Source organism: Pseudomonas sp. Leaf434 (assembly GCF_001425545.1).
In the GTDB taxonomy this organism is placed as follows: domain Bacteria; phylum Pseudomonadota; class Gammaproteobacteria; order Pseudomonadales; family Pseudomonadaceae; genus Aquipseudomonas; species Aquipseudomonas siliginis.
Genome location: NZ_LMQZ01000008.1, coordinates 255,916 through 273,641, shown reverse-complemented (window position 1 = coordinate 273,641; position 17,726 = coordinate 255,916). Strand labels below are relative to the sequence as shown.

Here is a 17,726-nt window from a genome sequence, read left to right as displayed (position 1 = left end):
CAGCGGTATAGAAATCCATCGAGTTTGTCTCCCATTTCAACCCGCCCAGCCTCGACAGTTGCCCGCTGCAAGTCAAGGCATGGCGAAGAAGCGATTGAAACAGTCTGCTACAAGACCTGCGCCAGCCTCGTCATTCAGGTGCAAATGATGCCCGCCCGGCAACTGTTCGTGGCTGAAGGGTAGACGCTCCAGCAACTCAGGATGCCTGGCCAACATGCCATCCGCCGCGACCACCAGATGCGCCGGGCAACTGACGCGCGAGGCAAACGCCATCGCCTGTTCTTCCGTCAGGCGCAGCGGCGATGGCAGGGTCAGGCGATTGTCGGTGCGCCAGGTGTAACCGCCGGGCACCGGCATCAAACCGCGCTGGGCCAACAGTTCAGCGGCTTCGCGACTGACCGCCACCAGGCCTTTCATCCGCGCCTCGATGGCACGCTCGAGGGTGGTATAGACCGGTTTGCGCTTGTCCCGCAGAGCGAGTTGCGCCTGTAACGCCATGCCCATGCGCTCGGCAGCGTTTTCGCCCTTGTCTGTCGGAGGAATCACGCCGTCGATCAGCGCGAGATGGCTGATGCGCTCGGGCAGCGAACCGGCCAGCACCATCGAGACAATCGCGCCCATCGAATGCCCGAGCAGGCCGAAACGCTTCCAGCCCAGCTGCTCGGCGACTTGCAGTACATCATGGGCGTAGTCCCACAGCGCATAACCGGCGCCGCTTGGTCGATGAGCGGAATGACCGTGGCCGGCCATGTCCAGCGCGACGATGCGCAAGCCATCAAGCTTGGGCGCCAGCCGGGCGAAGCTATTGGCGTTGTCGAGCCAGCCGTGCAACGCGATCACCGGCAAGCCGTCCTCGGGGCCGAACAGATGAGCGGCCAACTCGATATGCGGCAGGTTCAGGCGCACTTCTTCGCAGGTCGGGCTCATGCGCAATCCTTGTTCTGCCGCTGTTCCCAACGCATGAACAGGCTCTTGAGCAATCGCGCCGTGTCCTGCGGGCGCTCCAGCGGAAACATGTGCCCGCCGGGCATGCTCAGCGCCTCGCCCTGGGGCAGGCGCGAGACGAAACGTGTGTGATGGCGCATGACCACCCGGCTCTTGTGCCCGCGCACGATGGCCAGCGGCACCTGCAACTGCCGGGTGCGCCCGGGACTGGTGTGCGGCACGCCGCGATAAATGCTGATTTCGGTGGCCGGGTCAAAACGCAGACGCAGCTTGTCGTCGACCTGATGCAAACCGTGTTGCAGGTAGGCATCGAAGCATTCCGGATCGAAGCCGCGAAACAGGGTTTTGCCGGAAAAGTAACTGCGTGCACTGTCGAGATCGGCGAATTCTTCACGCCGCCCGAGGGTGCGCCCGGCGGGTGTCAGCCGGTCGATGAAACCAAAGCGCTTGGCCGCGCGAATCACCCACTGATCAGTGCGGGTCAGTACTGGCGAGTCGAGCATGACCACGCCGCGATACAGCTCGGGACAACGCAACGCCGCGTGCAAATGCAGCAGACCGCCAAAAGAATGGCCGACGCCCCACACCGGCTGCTCCTGCTGCTCGAGGTGATGGATCAGTTCATCGACCAGGTTGTACCAGTTGTCGTCCGCCGGAAAACGCGGGTCATGGGCATGCTGCTCCAGATGCGCGACCCGATACTCCGGCGCCAGCGCCGCGAACAACTTGCCATAGGTCCCCGAGGGGAAACCGTTGGCGTGGGCGAAAAAGATCGGTTGCGACATGCGGGCAAATCCATGAGCGGGAATCGTGGCGTTGATTGTCCGCAAGACCCGGCGCCGCAGCAATGACCATAACTGCCAGAAATGGTGGTGGAGACGCTTCGCAAGCAAAAGACCACAACACCGAAGGCTGCGATCTTTTGATCTACAACCTGTCAACGCAGCGGCGGCTGTTCCCCCAGCGGCACCACCGCCATGGTCAGGCGCGACACGCAACTGGCCTTGCCTTCGTCGCTGGTCAAACGGATGTCCCAGACATGCGTGGTGCGGCCGATATGAATTGGCGTGGCCACCGCCGTCACCCTTCCGCTACGCAAGCCGCGCAAGTGGTTGGCGTTGATCTCCAGGCCGACGCAATAGAATTTGCTGGCATCGATGCACAGATAACTGGCCATCGAGCCGACGGTTTCCGCCAGCACCACCGATGCGCCGCCATGCAGCAGACCGTAAGGCTGGTGGGTGCGATGGTCGATGACCATGCTCGCGGTCAGCGACTGTTCGTCGAAGGCTTCGAAGCGAATATCCAGCACTTCGCCAATGGTGTTCTTCTGGATTGCGTTCAACTGTTCAATGTCGGGAGTAGTACGCCACAAGCTCATCGCAGACTTCCTTTGTTGTTGTAATCGACGCTCAATCCTGCCACAGCACTGCCTCGCTGCGCGCGCTCCATTCTTCGAAGCGTGCGCCGTAGCGGTCTTCGATGACGTTGCGTTTGATTTTCAGGGTCGGCGTGAGGAAGCCGTTGTCCACCGCCCAACTGTCCTTGACCACTACCAGTCGGTGCAGGCGTTCGTGCTTGTCGAGGGCGGCGTTGACCTCCTCCAGCAATTTTTCCAGGCTCGCGTGCAGGCTGGCACGAGGCTCTTGCTGATTGACCGCCGACAGCACGCACAACCCCAGCGGTGCACTCAGGCCATCGCCCACCACGCATACTTGTTCGATGCGTGAATGCACGGCCAGACGGTTTTCGATCGGCGCCGGCGCGACGTATTTGCCCTTGCTGGTCTTGAAGATTTCCTTGAGTCGCCCGGTCAGGCGCAGGCGCCCTTCGCTGTCCTGCTCGCCCTTGTCGCCGGTGCGCAGAAAGCCGTCTGCGGTCAGCGTCTCGGCGGTTTTCTGCGGTTCCTTGAAATAGCCGAGCATGTTGGCCTGGCTGCGCACCTGCACTTCGCCGGACCCATCGATGCGCACCTCGACTTCCGGGCACGGCTGGCCGATCCAGCCCTGTTTGTATCGCCCCGGCAGACAGATATGCGAATAGCCGCAGCCCTCGGTCATGCCGTACACCTCGAGCACATCGAGGCCGAGTTTCTGATACCAGGCGAGCAAGGTCTGCGGCACCGGCGCGGCACCGGACAACGCTACGCGCAAGGCATCCAGGCCGAGCCCGGCCAGCACTTTGTGGCCGACCCGCTTGCCGATGAAGGGCAACCCGAGGAGGAAGTCCAGACGCTGCGCCGGAATCTTGCTGTATACGCCCATCTGGAACTTGGTCCAGATACGCGGCACGCCAAACATTGCCGTCGGCCGCGCGCGCTGCAGATCGGTGATGAAAGTCTCGAGGCTTTCGGCGAAGAAAACGGTCTGGCCGGTATAGATCGATGCCAATTCGACAAACATGCGCTCGGCGACGTGGCACAGCGGCAGATACGACAGCAGCCGATCGTTCTCGTTGAGCCCGAACAGCTGCGTGCCGCGACTGGTGGCGAAACCAAGATTGGCGAAACTGTGCATCACGCCTTTGGGCAGGCCGGTGGTGCCGGAGGTGTAAATGATCGTCGCCAATTGCTCGGCGGCGGGACGTGGATCGTCCTGGATTGGCGAACAGCTCTGCAGGTCCGCCCAGCTGTAATCGAACTCGCCGGGCGGATGCAGCGGCAGGCTGATGGTCGGCAGGCCCGCCGGCACACCTTGCGACATGCCCGCCCAGTCATCCAGTTTGCCGATGAACGCCAGCGCACTTTCCGAGTGAGTCAGCACCTGCGCAACGGATTCAGCGGTGAGATTGGGGTACAGCGGCACCGACACATGCCCGGCCATCCAGATCGCCAGATCGGCAATGATCCAGTGCGCGCAATTTTTCGAGATCAGGGCGATATGGCTGCCGGGCGGCAGCTCCCGCGCGCGCAACCAGTGCGCGGCGCAGCGGGCCTGATGGCCGACATCGGCCCACGTCAGCGTCTCGACCTGACCGCCGCCGATGGGCTGCACAAGAAAGCGCTGGCGCGGGTGCCGGGCTTCCCGTTCGTAGAACACGTCCAGCGGCAAACGGAAGGCGGCAGACATGCGACTCGCTCCTGTTTTTTTGGTCTGGAGCAAGCGTAGTCAACCAAGCAAGTGCTTGGTTGGAATTTTCAAACAAATAATTTCATGGGTTGGCAGAAATCAATGTGGGAGCGAGCCTGCTCGCGAATGCAGTATGTCAGCCCCAAAAAGGGTGAATGACACGCCGCCTTCGCGAGCAGGCTCGCTCCCACAGGGATATGGCGTTAAGGGTGCTTGAGGCTGTTGAGCTTCATCGAGCCAATCAGCAGCTCGCTGTGCTCAAGCTCCGCCAGCCCCGCCGTACTCACCCGCTCCGGCGGATGTCCGGCGCCGTGCTGCAGATAGCTGAGCAGGTTGCCCACCAACGGGTTGTGGCTGACCAGCAAAACATTACTGACGGACACCAATTGCTCGGCGACCTTGTCCGGATCGCTCTCCGGCGTCAGCCACTCGACCGTGCGAATCTCCGGCTCGAAACCCAATGCGTCGCGCACGATCTGCGCGGTTTGCTGCGCGCGCAGATAAGGGCTGGCGTAAATCGCCGTCAGCGGCTGGCCCATGAGATGCGCGGCGCTGCTCAGGACTTCTTTACGACCATGCTCGGTCAGCTCGCGCTCGGAATCGATTTTCGAGCCGTGAGGCACCGCCTCACCATGACGCAATACCCACAGTTTCATAGTTTGGGCTCCTCATCGCGCACCGGATGCGCGGCCGGGGCGACGGTGTGCGGCGCTTCACCTTCCGGGGTGCGCGGCGCCGGCCAGTCGGCGAACGGCCAGGGCTTCTGGTCACTGTGAAACGTGCCGAAGCGGCCGATCTGCGCGAGGAACTGGCTGAGGCTGTCGCCGAAATTCATCAGGCTGGCGCTCGGTGCGCCGTAGATCAGGCGGTAGATCAGTTGCACCAATACCACCGCGCCGAGGATGAACTGCGCGACTTGCCAGACCAGCAGATAAACGATCATCCACAACACCCGCAGGAGGATGGATTCGTACTGGGTTTCGCTTTTCGGATCGTTCATGGCTTGCTTCCTGTCCGTGTAACAGCTGAATCAGTTGAAACCGCTGGTGGAAATAAAGTCGACGTCGGTTTTCGGCTCGGCACGCATCAGTAGACCGATCACCTGCTCCAGCGTGCGTCCTTCGAACAGGATCGCGTGCAGCCCGGCGACCAGCGGCATGTACACGCCGACTTCCTGGGACTTGGCCTTGAGCACCTTGAGGGTGTTAACCCCTTCGGCGACCTCGCCGAGACGCGACACCGCTTCGTCGAGGCTCAAGCCCTGACCGAGGGCGAAGCCGACCTGATAGTTGCGGCTCTTGGGCGATGAACAGGTGACGATCAGATCGCCAACCCCGGCCAGACCAAGGAAGGTCATCGGGTTGGCGCCCTGATTCACCGCAAAGCGGGTCATCTCGGCCAAGGCGCGAGTGATCAGCATGCTCTTGGTGTTCTCGCCCATTTCCAGCGCCACCGCCATGCCGGCGATGATCGCGTAAACGTTTTTCAACGCCCCGCCCAGCTCGACACCGAAACGGTCGGCGCTGGCGTAAACGCGGAAGGTACGACCGTGCAGGGCGGCTTGCACCGCTTTGCACAGTTCTTCGTCTTCGCTGGCGACCACCGTGGCGGTCAGCGCGTGCTCGGCGATTTCCCGCGCCAGGTTCGGCCCGGACAACACGCCGATCCGCGCCTGCGGGGCGATCTCTTCGAGAATCTGGCTCATCAGCTTGAAGGTCTGCGCTTCGATGCCTTTGGTCAGGCTGACCAGCATCTTGCCGCTCAGGCGCTCGGCGTGGGCGGCGAGTACCGTGCGCAAGGCGCTGGATGGCAGCGCGACAAAGCACAGATCGCAGGCATCGAGAGTGGCTTGCAGGTCGGTGACAGCGGTCACCCCCGGGAGAATCTTGATGCCTTTGAGGTAACGCGGGTTTTCGCGATTGACCCGGATGGCCTCGGCCTGCTCGGGGTCACGCATCCACTGAAGGACTTGATGGCCGTTCTCGGCCAGCAGATTGGCCACGGCGGTACCAAAACTTCCGCCTCCCAGGACCGCAATCGGGCGCTGTTCAGTCATATGCAATCCGTTAATCCATACCAGTGGCGATGCCGGGCATTATACGGGGCGACCCGGTGGCGGCCAGCCCCAGCAACAATTACCGACATTTGTAGGAAGAAGACCAATAAAACCTAGGAAAATGCCTGCAACGTCACTGGAAAAGTCGCAGCCCTCGGTTAACATGCGCGCCAATTCTTCTCTCTGCAGGCTGTGTCGTGTTTTCTGGCCCTCCTTCCCCGCGCTCGCCCCTGTTACTCGCGCTGATGTTCAGCCCGCTGGTGCTGGCGGACGATCTGTTCGTCGACAGCCAGACGCTGCCGCCGGTGCTTACGGCCACGCGCCTGAAGCAGACCCCGGCCGAAGTACCGGGGAGCATGACCGTTCTCGACAGCGAATTGATCAGCGCCAGCGGCGCCCGCGACATCAGCGAATTGCTGCGACTGGTACCGGGGATGATGGTTGGCAGCATCAACGGCAATCAGCCGGCGGTGAATTACCACGGCACCAACGCCAGCGAAGCACGGCGCATGCAGGTGTTGATCGATGGCCGTTCGGTGTATCGCGCCGGGCTGGCGACGGTGGACTGGAGCGATATTCCGGTCGCGATGGAAGATATCGAGCGGATCGAGGTGTTTCGCGGTCCGAACACTGTCAGCTATGGCGCCAACGCGTTGATGGCGGTGATCAACATCATCACCCGCCACCCGGCCGACAGCCATGGCACGCGTTTGAAGATCACTCGCGGCCAGCGTGGCATCAACGACTTTTATGCCAGTCAGGGCACCGGTTTGGATGGCGGCGATCTGCGCCTGTCGCTGTCCGGCCAGGAAGATGACGGTTTCGACAGCGACCGTAACGGCGCCGATTATCGCGACAGTCGGCGCTTGAACCGTCTGAGCTTGGCGGTCAGCCATGATCTCAATGAAGATCAAAGCCTCGACTGGCAGCTCAACGCCAAAGACGGCAGCAATCAGCGGCCTTATACCTACCGCCCGGTGTTCTCGGGGATTACCGACGCCGGGAACAATTCCGACGTGGTGGCCAAGGATTACGCCGGTTCGGTGCGCTGGAACCTCGACATCAATCCCGAACACAGCCTTTATGTGCAAGGTTCGGCGCAGCACTGGGATCGCCAGCAGGTCTGGCGCGCCTGCGATGCCGAAGTGTCGTTCAGCCCTGAACTGACGCAGCTGTGGCAGCTCAACCCGAATTACACCGAACGGCTGGCGCGCAACATCACCCGGTTCACCGGCCCCGGCGCGGCGCCCGGCACGCCGCAGGAAATGGCGCTGGCCAATCAAGTGCTCGAGCAATGGCGCAACGGCGCCAGCCAGACCTTGTGCGGCGATATCGACCAGAGCGCCCGCGAGTCGCGTTACGACCTCGAACTGCAGGACACCCTCAGCCTGGCAGACAGCCTGCGTCTGGTCAGCGGCCTGAATTACCGCTACGACCGCGCCGACTCCGAAACCTACTTCAACGGCACCCTCGACGACACCACCTGGCGCGCCTTCGGCCAACTGGAATGGCGCGCTACCGAGCACTGGCTGGTGCAGGGCGGGGCGATGTTCGAAGACACGCAACTGATCGGCAGTTCGCTGACCCCGCGCTTCGCGGTCAACTACCTGATCAACCCGCGTCACGGCCTGCGCGCGGTGTACTCGGAGGCGATCCGTTCGCCGGACATGTTCGAAAACAACGTCAACTGGAGCTATCAGGTCAGCAACCTGCGACCCTCGGCCTACGGCCAGTCGTCGGCGCGGTATTTCGTCAAGACCCGTGGCCCCGGCGATCTCGATCAGGAACACATGCGCTCGCGGGAATTGGGCTACAACGGCTACTTCGCCGAGCTCGGACTGGCCGTCGACGTGAAGCTGTTCTACGACGAAATCACTGGGATGATCAGTGAGCCGCTGCGCAACAATCAGTACATCGCCAGCAATGCCAACAGCTCGCGCTTTCGCGGCACCGAAACGCAACTCGACTGGCGCCTCAATAGCGCCGACCGTTTGCGTTTGACCTACGCCTTCGTCGACGCCGAGGCGAGCAATCCGCTGGATCAGCAGTTGACCTCGCGCAACAGCGGTTCCGCCGGTTGGCTGCGCAACTGGGGGCATGGCTGGAACAGCGCCCTCTTCTATTACGGTGACAACGCGCTCAACGGCTATCGCTTCGAACGCGTCGACACGCGCATCGCCAAACGCATCGCCATTGGCAAAGCTCAGCTGCAATTGGCCGGCGTGCTGCAACAGCGCCTCGATCATCAGCCGAATACCTTCGTCGACAATAATTACGATGAACGCCGGGTAATGTATTTCAGTGCCGAGCTGGAGTTCTAGGATGCGCAACGGCCCGTCACGGAAGACGCCAACCCTTGGCCACTGGCTGGCGGGGCTCTGCCTGTTCTTGACCGCGTGGCTGCACGGGGTCGCGGTGCAAGCGGCGGATATTTTGTTGACCGGCGCCGAGGAAAGCCCCGGCGTGCAGGCTTTCGTACAAGCACTGAGTGAACTGCGCCCGACCGACAATGTGCGGTTCCAGCCGCTGGCCAGTTTGCCGGCACCGGGCAAATTACCGGCCAGTCTGCGCTTGATTCTGCTCGACCTGCCCAGCCTCGACTGGCGCCTGCAAGACTCACAAGGCCCATCGACGCTGGTGTTGCGCATCAGCCGCTTGCAGGCGCGCCAGCGTTTCGCCGATGCCCAACCGGCGCGCCTGAGTCTGCTCTGGAGCGACCCACCGCTGAGCCGGCAATTGCAACTGATCCGGCGGATCTTGCCGCAGGCCCGGCGGGTCGGTGTGCTGTTCGATGAACACGGCGAGTTCCTGCTCGACGAATTGCGCGTGGCTGCGCGGCCATTGAACCTGGAGATTGTCAGTCAGCGCTGGGACAACATTCACGACAGCCGTCCGCTGCAAGCGGTGCTGAAAAGCAGCGACGTCTTGCTCGGCCTCGATGACCCCGATCTGTACAACTCGCAAACGGCGAAAAACCTTTTGCTCAGCAGCTACTCGCGGCAGGTTGCGCTGATCGGCCCCAACATTGCATTCGTTCGCGCTGGCAGCCTCGCCAGTACCTACAGCGACCAGAGCGACTGGCTGGCGATTCTCGATCATTTACTCGATCAGCCCACCAGCGCATGGCCGCGAACGCTTTACCCCGCTCGTTTCAAAGTCTCAAGTAATGCGCAGGTGGCTCGTTCCTTAGGCATCGAACCGTTGAATGAAGCATCTGTCGCCAGTGCCTTGGCCGAAGGAGAGCGCCGCCCATGAATTTCCGCCGCCGTTGGGACATCAACACCCGCACGCAGCTGATCAGCCTCGGCCCGGCGCTGCTGCTGACGCTGCTGTTGATCAGTTTCTTTACCTTCGTCCGCATCCAGGATTTGCGTCAGGAGCTGAATCACACCGGCCAACTGATCGCCAACCAACTCGCCCCGGCCACGGAATACGGAGTGATCTCCGGCAACAACGAAGTGCTGGAAAGCCTGCTCAAGGCGACACTCGCCACGCCCAACGTGCGTTTTCTCGAAGTGCAGGACAGCGCCAACCGGATTCTGGTGTATGTCGAACAACCGGCCGACAGCCACAGTCGCCCGCATCAGGTCGAAGTGTTCCAGGCCCCGGTGCGTCTGCAACGGATCGCCTTGCACAACGATTTTTTCCAGGACGGCAAGGTCAGCAACAGCGCCGCCGGCGAGGATTATCTCGGGCGAGTGATCGTCGGGCTGTCCAATGACGCTTTCAGTCAGCGCCAGCAGGAGATCCTGTTCAAGGCCGGGATTCTCGCGCTGTTCGCCCTGCTCTTCACTTTTGTCGTCGCCCGTCGTTTGGCCGGCAGTCTGTCGCAGCCGATCCGCGACATAGGCGATGCGGTCAAGGCGATTCAGGAAGGCGATTACAAAACCCCGCTGCCGATTGTCGACGACACCGAACTGGGCGCACTGTCACAACACATCAACAACCTTGCTCAGGCGCTGGAGCAGGCCAGTCGCGAACAGCAGCAAGCGATGGCGCAACTGATCCAGACCCGCGAAGAAGCGGAGAAGGCCAACAACGCCAAATCCGACTTTCTGGCGATGATGAGCCATGAATTGCGCACGCCCATGAACGGCGTGCTGGGCATGTTGCAGTTGCTTGAAACCACCGAGATGACCGAGGAGCAGGTCGAATACGCCGCGCTTGCTTCGGAGTCGACCGAACATCTGCTCAAGGTCATCAATGACATTCTCGACTTCTCGCGAATCGAGCGTTCGGAGCTGGAGCTGGAGCACATCCCGTTCAATCTCGCCGAGCTGATCGGCGCCTGCGCGCAATCGTTCCAGCACAGCGCGGTGCAGCGAGGCCTGGCACTGAATCTGCGCATTCCCGACGACATGCGCGGCTTGCAGGTGCAGGGCGATCCGACGCGGATCCGGCAGATTCTGGTCAATCTGGTCGGCAACGCCTTGAAGTTCACCGAGCAGGGCCGGGTCAGCATCGAGGCGCAATGGCAATCGCTGGATCATGAACTGCTGTGGTTCACCTGCTCGGTGCGTGACAGCGGCATCGGCATTTCTTCGGAAAGTCTGGAGCTGATGTTCAATGCCTTCCAGCAGGCCGACAGTTCGATCTCCCGTCGTTATGGTGGCACCGGTCTTGGTCTGCCGATCGCACGGACCCTGGCCGAACGCATGGGCGGTACGTTGCGCGCGCAGAGTGAGGAAGGACGCGGTTCGGTATTCACTCTGGAAATTCCATTGGCGCTATATAAGCAGGCAATGCCAGCGCTGGCCGCGCCGCGAGCGCCGAACGGTAGTGGTCAGGGTGAAGGACGCCATGTGTTGCTGGTCGAAGACAACCCGGTCAACCAGACCGTGATCGAAGCGATGCTGCGCAGTCTGGGTTTTGCCGTCAGCGTGGCGACCGATGGCGCGCAGGCGGTGCGCAGTGCCGAGGGCAGCGAGTTCGAAGTGATTTTGATGGACTGCCGGCTGCCGATCATCGACGGCTACGAGGCCACGCGGCAGATCCGCGACCTGCCCGGACGCCGCGATGTGCCGATCATCGCGCTCACCGCCAACGCCTTGCAGGGCGATCGCGAAACCTGTCTGGCAGCGGGGATGAACGATTACCTGGCCAAGCCGTTCAAACGCAATGACCTGCAGCAGATTTTGCAGCGCTGGGTGTCGTAGTGTGGGCCTTTCGACCATCTGCGACTGGCGTGAAAAGCGAAAGTGCGGCAGTCTTAGGCACCCGAACGAGCCCCAAAAGGGGCTTGATTAAAAATTTCAGTGCACAAGTGTACATTCATGTCCTTGGTGCTGTGACTTTCACCACAACGCAATAGTCTATGAGTAGGCTGCCGGTTCGAGGCATGAACGCTTTGAACGGTCGGGAAGATCTGCCCCACCTGCCGCATGGGATTATTGAGGAGCTCGCATGACCAAACAAAACGCCTTTACTCGGGAAGACCTGCTGCGCTGCAGTCGCGGTGAGCTGTTCGGCCCGGGTAACGCGCAACTGCCCGCCCCGAACATGCTGATGGTGGATCGCATCACCCATATCAGCGAAGAAGGCGGCAAGTACGGCAAAGGTGAATTGGTCGCCGAGCTGGATATCAACCCTGACCTGTGGTTCTTCGCCTGCCATTTCGAAGGCGATCCGGTAATGCCGGGCTGCCTGGGTCTGGATGCCATGTGGCAACTGGTCGGCTTCTTCCTGGGCTGGCAAGGCCTGCCGGGCCGCGGCCGTGCGCTGGGTTCGGGCGAGGTGAAATTCTTCGGTCAGGTGCTGCCGACCGCCAAGAAAGTCACTTACAACATTCATATCAAACGCGTCCTCAAGGGCAAGCTGAACATGGCCATCGCCGATGGTTCGGTCAGTGTCGACGGACGCGAAATCTACACCGCCGAAGGCCTGCGCGTCGGCGTGTTCACCTCCACTGACAACTTCTAAGGGTTATTCGCATGCGCCGCGTCGTTATCACTGGTCTGGGCATCGTTTCGTGCCTGGGCAATGACAAAGAGACCGTCTCCGCTAACCTGCGTGCAAGCCGCCCTGGCATCCGGTTCAACCCGGAATATGCTGAAATGGGTCTGCGTAGCCAGGTTTCCGGCTCCATCGACCTCAACCTTGAAGAGCTGATCGATCGCAAGATCTATCGCTTCGTCGGTCATGCAGCGGCTTACGCCTATCTGGCCATGAAAGACGCCATCACTGACTCCGGCCTGACCGAAGAGCAGGTGTCCAACCCGCGCACCGGCCTGATCGCTGGTTCCGGTGGTGCTTCCACGCTGAACCAGATGGAAGCGCTGGACATCCTCCGCGAGAAAGGCGTGAAGCGCGTTGGCCCATACCGTGTAACGCGGACCATGAGCAGCACCGTTTCCGCTTGCCTGGCCACGCCATTCAAGATCAAGGGCCTGAACTACTCCATCGCTTCTGCCTGCGCCACCAGTGCTCACTGCATCGGTACCGCCATGGAACAGATCCAGATGGGCAAGCAGGACATCGTCTTCGCCGGTGGCGGTGAAGAAGAGCACTGGAGCCAGTCGTTCCTGTTCGACGCGATGGGCGCCCTGTCCAGCAAGCGTAACGACACCCCGGAACAAGCTTCCCGCGCGTATGACAAGGACCGTGACGGTTTCGTCATCGCTGGCGGCGGCGGCATGGTTGTCGTCGAAGAGCTGGAACACGCTCTGGCCCGTGGCGCGAAGATCTACGCCGAGATCGTTGGCTACGGCGCAACGTCCGACGGCTACGACATGGTTGCCCCAAGCGGCGAAGGCGCGATCCGCTGCATGCAGCAGGCGCTGTCCACCGTCGACACCCCGATCGACTACCTGAACACCCACGGCACTTCGACTCCGGTCGGCGACGTTGCGGAAATGAAAGGTGTGCGTGAAGTGTTCGGCGACAAGGCTCCAGCGATCAGCTCGACCAAGAGCCTGTCCGGTCACTCCCTGGGCGCCGCCGGCGTGCACGAAGCGATCTACTGCATGCTGATGATGGAAGGCAACTTCATCGCCGGCTCCGCCAACATCGACGAGCTCGACCCGGAAGTGGCCGATCTGCCGGTGCTGACCAAGACCCGCGAGAACGCCACCATCAACACCGTGATGAGCAACAGCTTCGGCTTTGGCGGCACCAACGCCACGCTGGTACTGAAGCGCTGGGAAGGCAAATAATTTCCCGCTGCTGAGCCACACAAAAAACGCCCCGACTGGTTCGGGGCGTTTTTTTTGGCAGGTCAAAAACTCCCCGCATTTCAAGATAAAACCTGTGGGAGCGAGCCTGCTCGCGAAGGCGATATTCCAGTCACCCTATCGTCGTCTGACCCACCGAATTCGCGAGCAGGCTCGCTCCCACAGTGGGTTTCAGTGTGTTCTGGAGATGAAACTTTGATCGTTCCCACGCTCTGCGTGGGAACGATCAAAGACAGGGATCCAAAGCGTTCGGGAGATGAAACTTCTGTCATGAAACTTACTATCCTGCGACCGAATGTCGCGGTTTACGCGGCCTGCAGCTTTGTTGCGAAATTCGCAACAACACCTTGCGCCAATTGGCAGTTTACTTAGCTGACTAACAAATCCTATAACAGAGTCCTGCACACGCCTTGGTGCAGTAACTTGAGATCTGGAGCTAGCAGATGACTGTAAAAGTAACTGAACGCGACGATTCACACATGTCCCACGAAGGCCTGGCCGCCGGCATCCGTATCTGGGATGTGCATCAACAAGACTTGCTGGTCGGCATGTTCCACAACGAGATCGATGCCCACAACTACAAGGCTGAACTGGAAGTGCAGGAACAGCAAAGAGAACTGAAGTCCGCCTGAAACAACACAGCATTTGAAAACGACAAACCCCGCCATGAGCGGGGTTCGTCGTTTTTACAGCCGTGGATTTACCACATCAGATCGTCAGGGATCTGGTACGCCGCGTACGGATCGTCCTCAGCGTTGACCTCTTCGGTCTGCACGTTGAGCTGGACGATGCGCTGCGGGTCGCGCTCCTGGATCTTCAGCGCAGCTTCACGGGGGATCACTTCGTAGCCGCCGTTGTGGTGCACGATCGCCAGCGAACCGCTGCTGAGCTTGTTGCGCATCAGCGTGTTGACCGAGATGCGCTTGACCTTCTTGTCGTCGACGAAGTTGTAGTAGTCCTCGGTGGTCAGCTTGGGCAGACGCGAGACTTCGATCAACTGCTTGACCTGCGCAGCGCGGGCCTTGGCCTCGGCCTTCTCCTGCTGCTGACGGTTCAGTTCCTGGTCGCGCTTGACCTTCTCGGCCATGGCTTCCTGGGCGGCGCGCTGCTGCGAATCGTCCAGCTCGGCCTGGCCTTTGTGGGCCAGGCGCTGTTGCTTCTGCTTGTCTTTGCTGACCTGCTTGGCCTGCTTTTGGTTGACCAGGCCTGCTTTGAGCAACTGGTCGCGAAGGGAAAGGCTCATCAATGCTTACTCACTTGGGCAACGGCTCAGCCGCAGCTGGGCTCATTCTTTTCCTGGCGTTTGGCTTCGCCCCACAGGGCGTCCAACTCTTCGAGGGTGCAATCTTCCATGGGACGGTGGGTGTCGCGCAATGCCTGTTCGATAAAACGGAAACGTCTTTCAAACTTGCCGTTGGCGCCGCGCAAGGCGGTTTCCGGATCGACCTTCAGATGCCGGGCCAGATTGACCACGGAAAACAGCAGATCGCCGATCTCGTCGGCCACCGCCACCGGATCGTTTTCGGACATGGCTTCGAGCACTTCATCGAGCTCTTCGCGAACCTTGTCGAGCACCGGCAAAGCGTCCGGCCAGTCGAAACCGACCTGCCCGGCGCGTTTTTGCAACTTGGCTGAGCGCGACAGTGCCGGCAAGGTGGCCGGCACGTCGTCGAGCAAGGACAACTGCTCGGGCGCCGAGGCTTTCTCGGCACGCTCTTCGGCCTTGATCTCTTCCCAGCGCTGCTTGACCTGCTCTTCGCTCAAGCGCGGCACGTCGAGCGGCGCGTACAGGTCGCCCGTCGGGAACACATGCGGATGACGGCGGATCAGTTTACGCGTGATGCTGTCGATCACCCCGGCAAATTCGAACCGCCCTTCTTCCTTGGCCAACTGGCTGTAATACACCACCTGAAACAACAGATCGCCCAACTCGCCTTGCAAATGGTCGAGATCGCCACGCTCGATGGCATCGGCCACTTCATAGGCTTCTTCGAGGGTGTGCGGGACGATGGTCGCGTAGGTTTGCTTGATGTCCCACGGACAACCGAACTGCGGATCGCGCAGACGGGACATCAGATGGAGCAGGTCTTCGAGGCTGTACATCATTTTTCTGTCTCACCACAAAACCATTGTGGGAGCGAGCCTGCTCGCGAAAGCGCTGTGTCTGCAACAAAGATGTCGACTGACACGCCCTCTTCGCGAGCAGGCTCGCTCCCACAGGGAACAATCAATTGCATCACGGGGTACGGTTACGCCGCGTTTCGATGATGTTCGGCAATTGCGAAATCCGCCCCAGCAACCGCCCCAGCGCATCCAGACCGGGGATCTCGATGGTCAGCGACATCAGCGCAGTGTTGTCTTCCTTGTTCGAGCGGGTGTTGACCGCCAGCACGTTGATGCGCTCGTTGAGCAGCACCTGCGAGACGTCACGCAGCAGCCCGGAACGGTCGTAGGCGCGAATGATGATGTCCACCGGATAGGTGAGCACCGGCACCGGGCCCCAGCTGACCTGGATGATCCGCTCCGGCTCGCGCCCGCCCAGTTGCAGCACCGAGGCGCAGTCCTGGCGGTGAATGCTCACCCCACGGCCCTGGGTGATGTAACCGACGATCGCATCGCCCGGCAGTGGCTGGCAGCAACCGGCCATTTGCGTCATCAGGTTGCCGACGCCCTGGATCTGGATATCGCCGCGCTTGCCCGGCTTGTAACCGGTGGCCTTGCGCGGGATCAGCTCCAGTTGCTCGTTGCCGCGCTCCGGTTCGACCAATTGCTGCGCAAGGTTGACCAGATGCGCCTGACGCAGGTCGCCGGCACCGAGGGCGGCGAACATGTCTTCGGCGGTTTTCATGTTGGCCTTTTCGGCCAGCTTGTCGAAATCCACCGCCGGCAGGCCGAGGCGATTGAGTTCGCGCTCGATCAGGGTTTTACCGGCCGCAACGTTCTGATCGCGAGCCTGCAATTTGAACCAGTGAACGATCTTCGCCCGCGCCCGCGAGGTGGTGACGTAACCGAGGTTCGGGTTCAGCCAGTCGCGGCTCGGCGTGCCGTGCTTGCTGGTGATGATCTCGACCTGCTCGCCGGTCTGCAGGCTGTAGTTCAACGGCACGATACGCCCGTTGATCTTCGCGCCCCGGCAGTTGTGGCCGATTTCGGTGTGCACCCGATAGGCGAAATCCAGCGGCGTCGCGCCTTTCGGCAAGTCGATGGCGTGTCCGTCGGGAGTGAAGATGTAAACGCGATCAGGCTCGATGTCGACGCGCAACTGTTCGGCCAGACCGCCGATATCACCCAGCTCTTCATGCCATTCGAGCACCTGACGCAGCCAGGAAATTTTCTCTTCGTAATGGTTCGAGCCGGATTTGACGTCGGTGCCCTTGTAGCGCCAGTGCGCGCAGACGCCAAGTTCGGCTTCTTCGTGCATGGAGTGGGTGCGGATCTGTACCTCGAGGACCTTGCCCTCCGGGCCGATCACCGCCGTGTGCAGCGAGCGGTAGCCGTTCTCTTTCGGGTTGGCGATGTAGTCGTCGAATTCTTTCGGGATGTGCCGCCACAGGGTGTGGACGATACCGAGCGCGGTGTAGCAGTCGCGCATTTCCGGCACCAGCACGCGCACGGCGCGAACGTCGTAGATCTGGCTGAATTCCAGACCCTTGCGCTGCATTTTGCGCCAGATCGAGTAGATGTGTTTCGCCCGGCCGCTGATGTCGGCATCGACACCAGTGGCCTGCAGTTCGTCCTTGAGCTGGGTCATCACGTCGCTGATGAAGCGCTCGCGGTCCAGCCGCCGCTCGTGGAGCAACTTGGCGATCTGCTTGTATTGATCGGGTTCGAGATAGCGGAAGGACAAGTCCTCCAGTTCCCATTTGATGTGACCGATGCCGAGGCGATGGGCCAGCGGCGCATAGATGTCGAAGACTTCGCGAGCGACGCGGTTGCGCTTTTCATCGTCGGCGGTTTTCACCGCACGGATGGCGCAGGTGCGTTCGGCCAGTTTGATCAGCGCAACGCGCACGTCATCGACCATCGCCACGAGCATCTTGCGCAGGTTTTCGACCTGCCCTTGGGTGCCCATGACCATCGATTGCCGTGGGCTGAGACTGGCGCTGATGGCCGCCATGCGTTGCACGCCGTCGATCAGCTTGGCCACTACCGGACCGAAGCGCTGGCCGATGGCCGCCAGCTCGATCTGGCCTTCGCGCACGCCGCGATACAAAACGGCTGCGACCAGCGAATCCTGATCGAGCTTGAGGTCGGCGAGGATCTCGGCGATCTCAAGGCCAGTGCTGAAACTGCCGGAGCCTTCGGCCCACAGATTCTTCTTCGCATTGGACTGCTGTTCGGCCTCGCGAGCGAACTCGCAGGCTTCTTTCAAGGCCTCGCGATCCAGTGCCAGATCGACACTGACCGCGTGATCGAGCCAGGCCTCGAGATTGATACTGCCGTCGGTGTTGATCGGCTGGTGTGCTCTCACCTGTACCATGCTGCTTT

16 protein-coding genes are annotated in these 17,726 nt (G+C 61.0%); 6 read left to right on the top strand and 10 right to left on the bottom strand.

Translation table 11 applies throughout. The features are described 5' to 3' along the window. Positions 1-72: 72 nt before the first annotated feature. The 7 genes from ASG55_RS16060 to ASG55_RS16030 all read right to left on the bottom strand — a co-directional run bounded on the left by ASG55_RS16060 (position 73) and on the right by ASG55_RS16030 (position 6,069). Positions 73-927, bottom strand: coding sequence for an alpha/beta hydrolase (locus ASG55_RS16060; RefSeq protein WP_056788155.1), 855 nt, complete (start codon positions 925-927; stop codon positions 73-75). Then, positions 924-1,730 carry an alpha/beta fold hydrolase gene (locus tag ASG55_RS16055; RefSeq protein ID WP_056788154.1) on the bottom strand — a complete coding sequence of 269 codons (807 nt, stop codon included), beginning with the start codon at positions 1,728-1,730 and terminating at the stop codon, positions 924-926. Before ASG55_RS16055 ends, ASG55_RS16060 begins: the two co-directional genes overlap by 4 nt. 152 nt (positions 1,731-1,882) lie before the next feature. Continuing rightward, positions 1,883-2,326, bottom strand: coding sequence for a hotdog fold thioesterase (locus tag ASG55_RS16050; protein WP_016773655.1), 444 nt, complete (start codon positions 2,324-2,326; stop codon positions 1,883-1,885). 31 nt (positions 2,327-2,357) lie between these two features. Then, positions 2,358-4,013 (bottom strand): AMP-binding protein, encoded by a 1,656-nt coding sequence (locus tag ASG55_RS16045; RefSeq protein WP_056788151.1) that lies wholly within the window; start codon positions 4,011-4,013, stop codon positions 2,358-2,360. A 203-nt stretch (positions 4,014-4,216) separates the two neighbouring features. After that, entirely contained in the window at positions 4,217-4,669 is a 453-nt protein-coding gene (gene sixA, locus ASG55_RS16040; RefSeq protein ID WP_056788149.1) for a phosphohistidine phosphatase SixA, read from the bottom strand. Continuing rightward, on the bottom strand, positions 4,666-5,013 hold the full coding sequence (locus ASG55_RS16035; RefSeq protein WP_016773653.1) for a DUF4389 domain-containing protein: 348 nt from the start codon (positions 5,011-5,013) through the stop codon (positions 4,666-4,668). Before ASG55_RS16035 ends, sixA begins: the two co-directional genes overlap by 4 nt. A 30-nt stretch (positions 5,014-5,043) precedes the next feature. After that, positions 5,044-6,069 carry an NAD(P)H-dependent glycerol-3-phosphate dehydrogenase gene (locus tag ASG55_RS16030; protein WP_024013958.1) on the bottom strand — a complete coding sequence of 342 codons (1,026 nt, stop codon included), beginning with the start codon at positions 6,067-6,069 and terminating at the stop codon, positions 5,044-5,046. A gap of 245 nt (positions 6,070-6,314) precedes the next feature. On the opposite strand from ASG55_RS16030, the gene ASG55_RS16025 reads away from it, so the two are divergent. From ASG55_RS16025 to ASG55_RS16000, 6 genes are all read left to right on the top strand, one after another. Next, positions 6,315-8,390, top strand: a complete 2,076-nt coding sequence (locus tag ASG55_RS16025) for a TonB-dependent receptor plug domain-containing protein (RefSeq protein WP_056788146.1) — start codon at positions 6,315-6,317, stop codon at positions 8,388-8,390. 1 nt (position 8,391) lies between these two features. Then, positions 8,392-9,324: a hypothetical protein gene (locus ASG55_RS16020; RefSeq protein WP_056788143.1), complete on the top strand. Its 933-nt coding sequence runs from the start codon at positions 8,392-8,394 to the stop codon at positions 9,322-9,324. Continuing rightward, on the top strand, positions 9,321-11,225 hold the full coding sequence (locus tag ASG55_RS16015) for an ATP-binding protein (RefSeq protein WP_056788141.1): 1,905 nt from the start codon (positions 9,321-9,323) through the stop codon (positions 11,223-11,225). The genes ASG55_RS16020 and ASG55_RS16015 overlap by 4 nt, the downstream gene beginning before the upstream one ends. Positions 11,226-11,472: 247 nt before the next feature. Then, the gene (fabA, locus tag ASG55_RS16010; RefSeq protein ID WP_024013962.1) at positions 11,473-11,988 is read left to right on the top strand and encodes a 3-hydroxyacyl-[acyl-carrier-protein] dehydratase FabA; all 516 of its coding nucleotides are present in this window, start codon (positions 11,473-11,475) and stop codon (positions 11,986-11,988) included. Between the two features lie 11 nt (positions 11,989-11,999). Beyond that, entirely contained in the window at positions 12,000-13,220 is a 1,221-nt protein-coding gene (fabB, locus tag ASG55_RS16005; protein WP_016773647.1) for a beta-ketoacyl-ACP synthase I, read from the top strand. A gap of 461 nt (positions 13,221-13,681) precedes the next feature. Next, the gene (locus ASG55_RS16000) at positions 13,682-13,870 is read left to right on the top strand and encodes a hypothetical protein (protein WP_016773646.1); all 189 of its coding nucleotides are present in this window, start codon (positions 13,682-13,684) and stop codon (positions 13,868-13,870) included. Between the two features lie 68 nt (positions 13,871-13,938). On the opposite strand, the gene ASG55_RS15995 is transcribed toward ASG55_RS16000, so the two are convergent. From ASG55_RS15995 to relA, 3 genes are all read right to left on the bottom strand, one after another. Continuing rightward, positions 13,939-14,481 (bottom strand): DUF2058 domain-containing protein, encoded by a 543-nt coding sequence (locus tag ASG55_RS15995; RefSeq protein WP_016773645.1) that lies wholly within the window; start codon positions 14,479-14,481, stop codon positions 13,939-13,941. Between the two features lie 26 nt (positions 14,482-14,507). Next, positions 14,508-15,341, bottom strand: a complete 834-nt coding sequence (gene mazG, locus ASG55_RS15990; RefSeq protein ID WP_024013963.1) for a nucleoside triphosphate pyrophosphohydrolase — start codon at positions 15,339-15,341, stop codon at positions 14,508-14,510. Positions 15,342-15,474: 133 nt separating this feature from the next. Continuing rightward, positions 15,475-17,718 (bottom strand): GTP diphosphokinase, encoded by a 2,244-nt coding sequence (gene relA / locus ASG55_RS15985; RefSeq protein ID WP_041479585.1) that lies wholly within the window; start codon positions 17,716-17,718, stop codon positions 15,475-15,477. Between the last annotated feature and the right edge of the window lie 8 nt (positions 17,719-17,726).

Coding starts and splice junctions, on each gene's coding strand:
- sixA (WP_056788149.1), bottom strand. CDS start 4,669: ATGAAACTGTGGGTATTGCGTCATGGTGAGGCGGTGCCTCACGGCTCG.
- mazG (WP_024013963.1), bottom strand. CDS start 15,341: ATGTACAGCCTCGAAGACCTGCTCCATCTGATGTCCCGTCTGCGCGAT.
- ASG55_RS15995 (WP_016773645.1), bottom strand. CDS start 14,481: ATGAGCCTTTCCCTTCGCGACCAGTTGCTCAAAGCAGGCCTGGTCAAC.
- ASG55_RS16045 (WP_056788151.1), bottom strand. CDS start 4,013: ATGTCTGCCGCCTTCCGTTTGCCGCTGGACGTGTTCTACGAACGGGAA.
- ASG55_RS16050 (WP_016773655.1), bottom strand. CDS start 2,326: ATGAGCTTGTGGCGTACTACTCCCGACATTGAACAGTTGAACGCAATC.
- ASG55_RS16060 (WP_056788155.1), bottom strand. CDS start 927: ATGAGCCCGACCTGCGAAGAAGTGCGCCTGAACCTGCCGCATATCGAG.
- ASG55_RS16055 (WP_056788154.1), bottom strand. CDS start 1,730: ATGTCGCAACCGATCTTTTTCGCCCACGCCAACGGTTTCCCCTCGGGG.
- ASG55_RS16025 (WP_056788146.1), top strand. CDS start 6,315: ATGTTCAGCCCGCTGGTGCTGGCGGACGATCTGTTCGTCGACAGCCAG.
- fabA (WP_024013962.1), top strand. CDS start 11,473: ATGACCAAACAAAACGCCTTTACTCGGGAAGACCTGCTGCGCTGCAGT.
- ASG55_RS16030 (WP_024013958.1), bottom strand. CDS start 6,069: ATGACTGAACAGCGCCCGATTGCGGTCCTGGGAGGCGGAAGTTTTGGT.
- ASG55_RS16035 (WP_016773653.1), bottom strand. CDS start 5,013: ATGAACGATCCGAAAAGCGAAACCCAGTACGAATCCATCCTCCTGCGG.
- relA (WP_041479585.1), bottom strand. CDS start 17,718: ATGGTACAGGTGAGAGCACACCAGCCGATCAACACCGACGGCAGTATC.
- ASG55_RS16015 (WP_056788141.1), top strand. CDS start 9,321: ATGAATTTCCGCCGCCGTTGGGACATCAACACCCGCACGCAGCTGATC.
- ASG55_RS16020 (WP_056788143.1), top strand. CDS start 8,392: ATGCGCAACGGCCCGTCACGGAAGACGCCAACCCTTGGCCACTGGCTG.
- fabB (WP_016773647.1), top strand. CDS start 12,000: ATGCGCCGCGTCGTTATCACTGGTCTGGGCATCGTTTCGTGCCTGGGC.
- ASG55_RS16000 (WP_016773646.1), top strand. CDS start 13,682: ATGACTGTAAAAGTAACTGAACGCGACGATTCACACATGTCCCACGAA.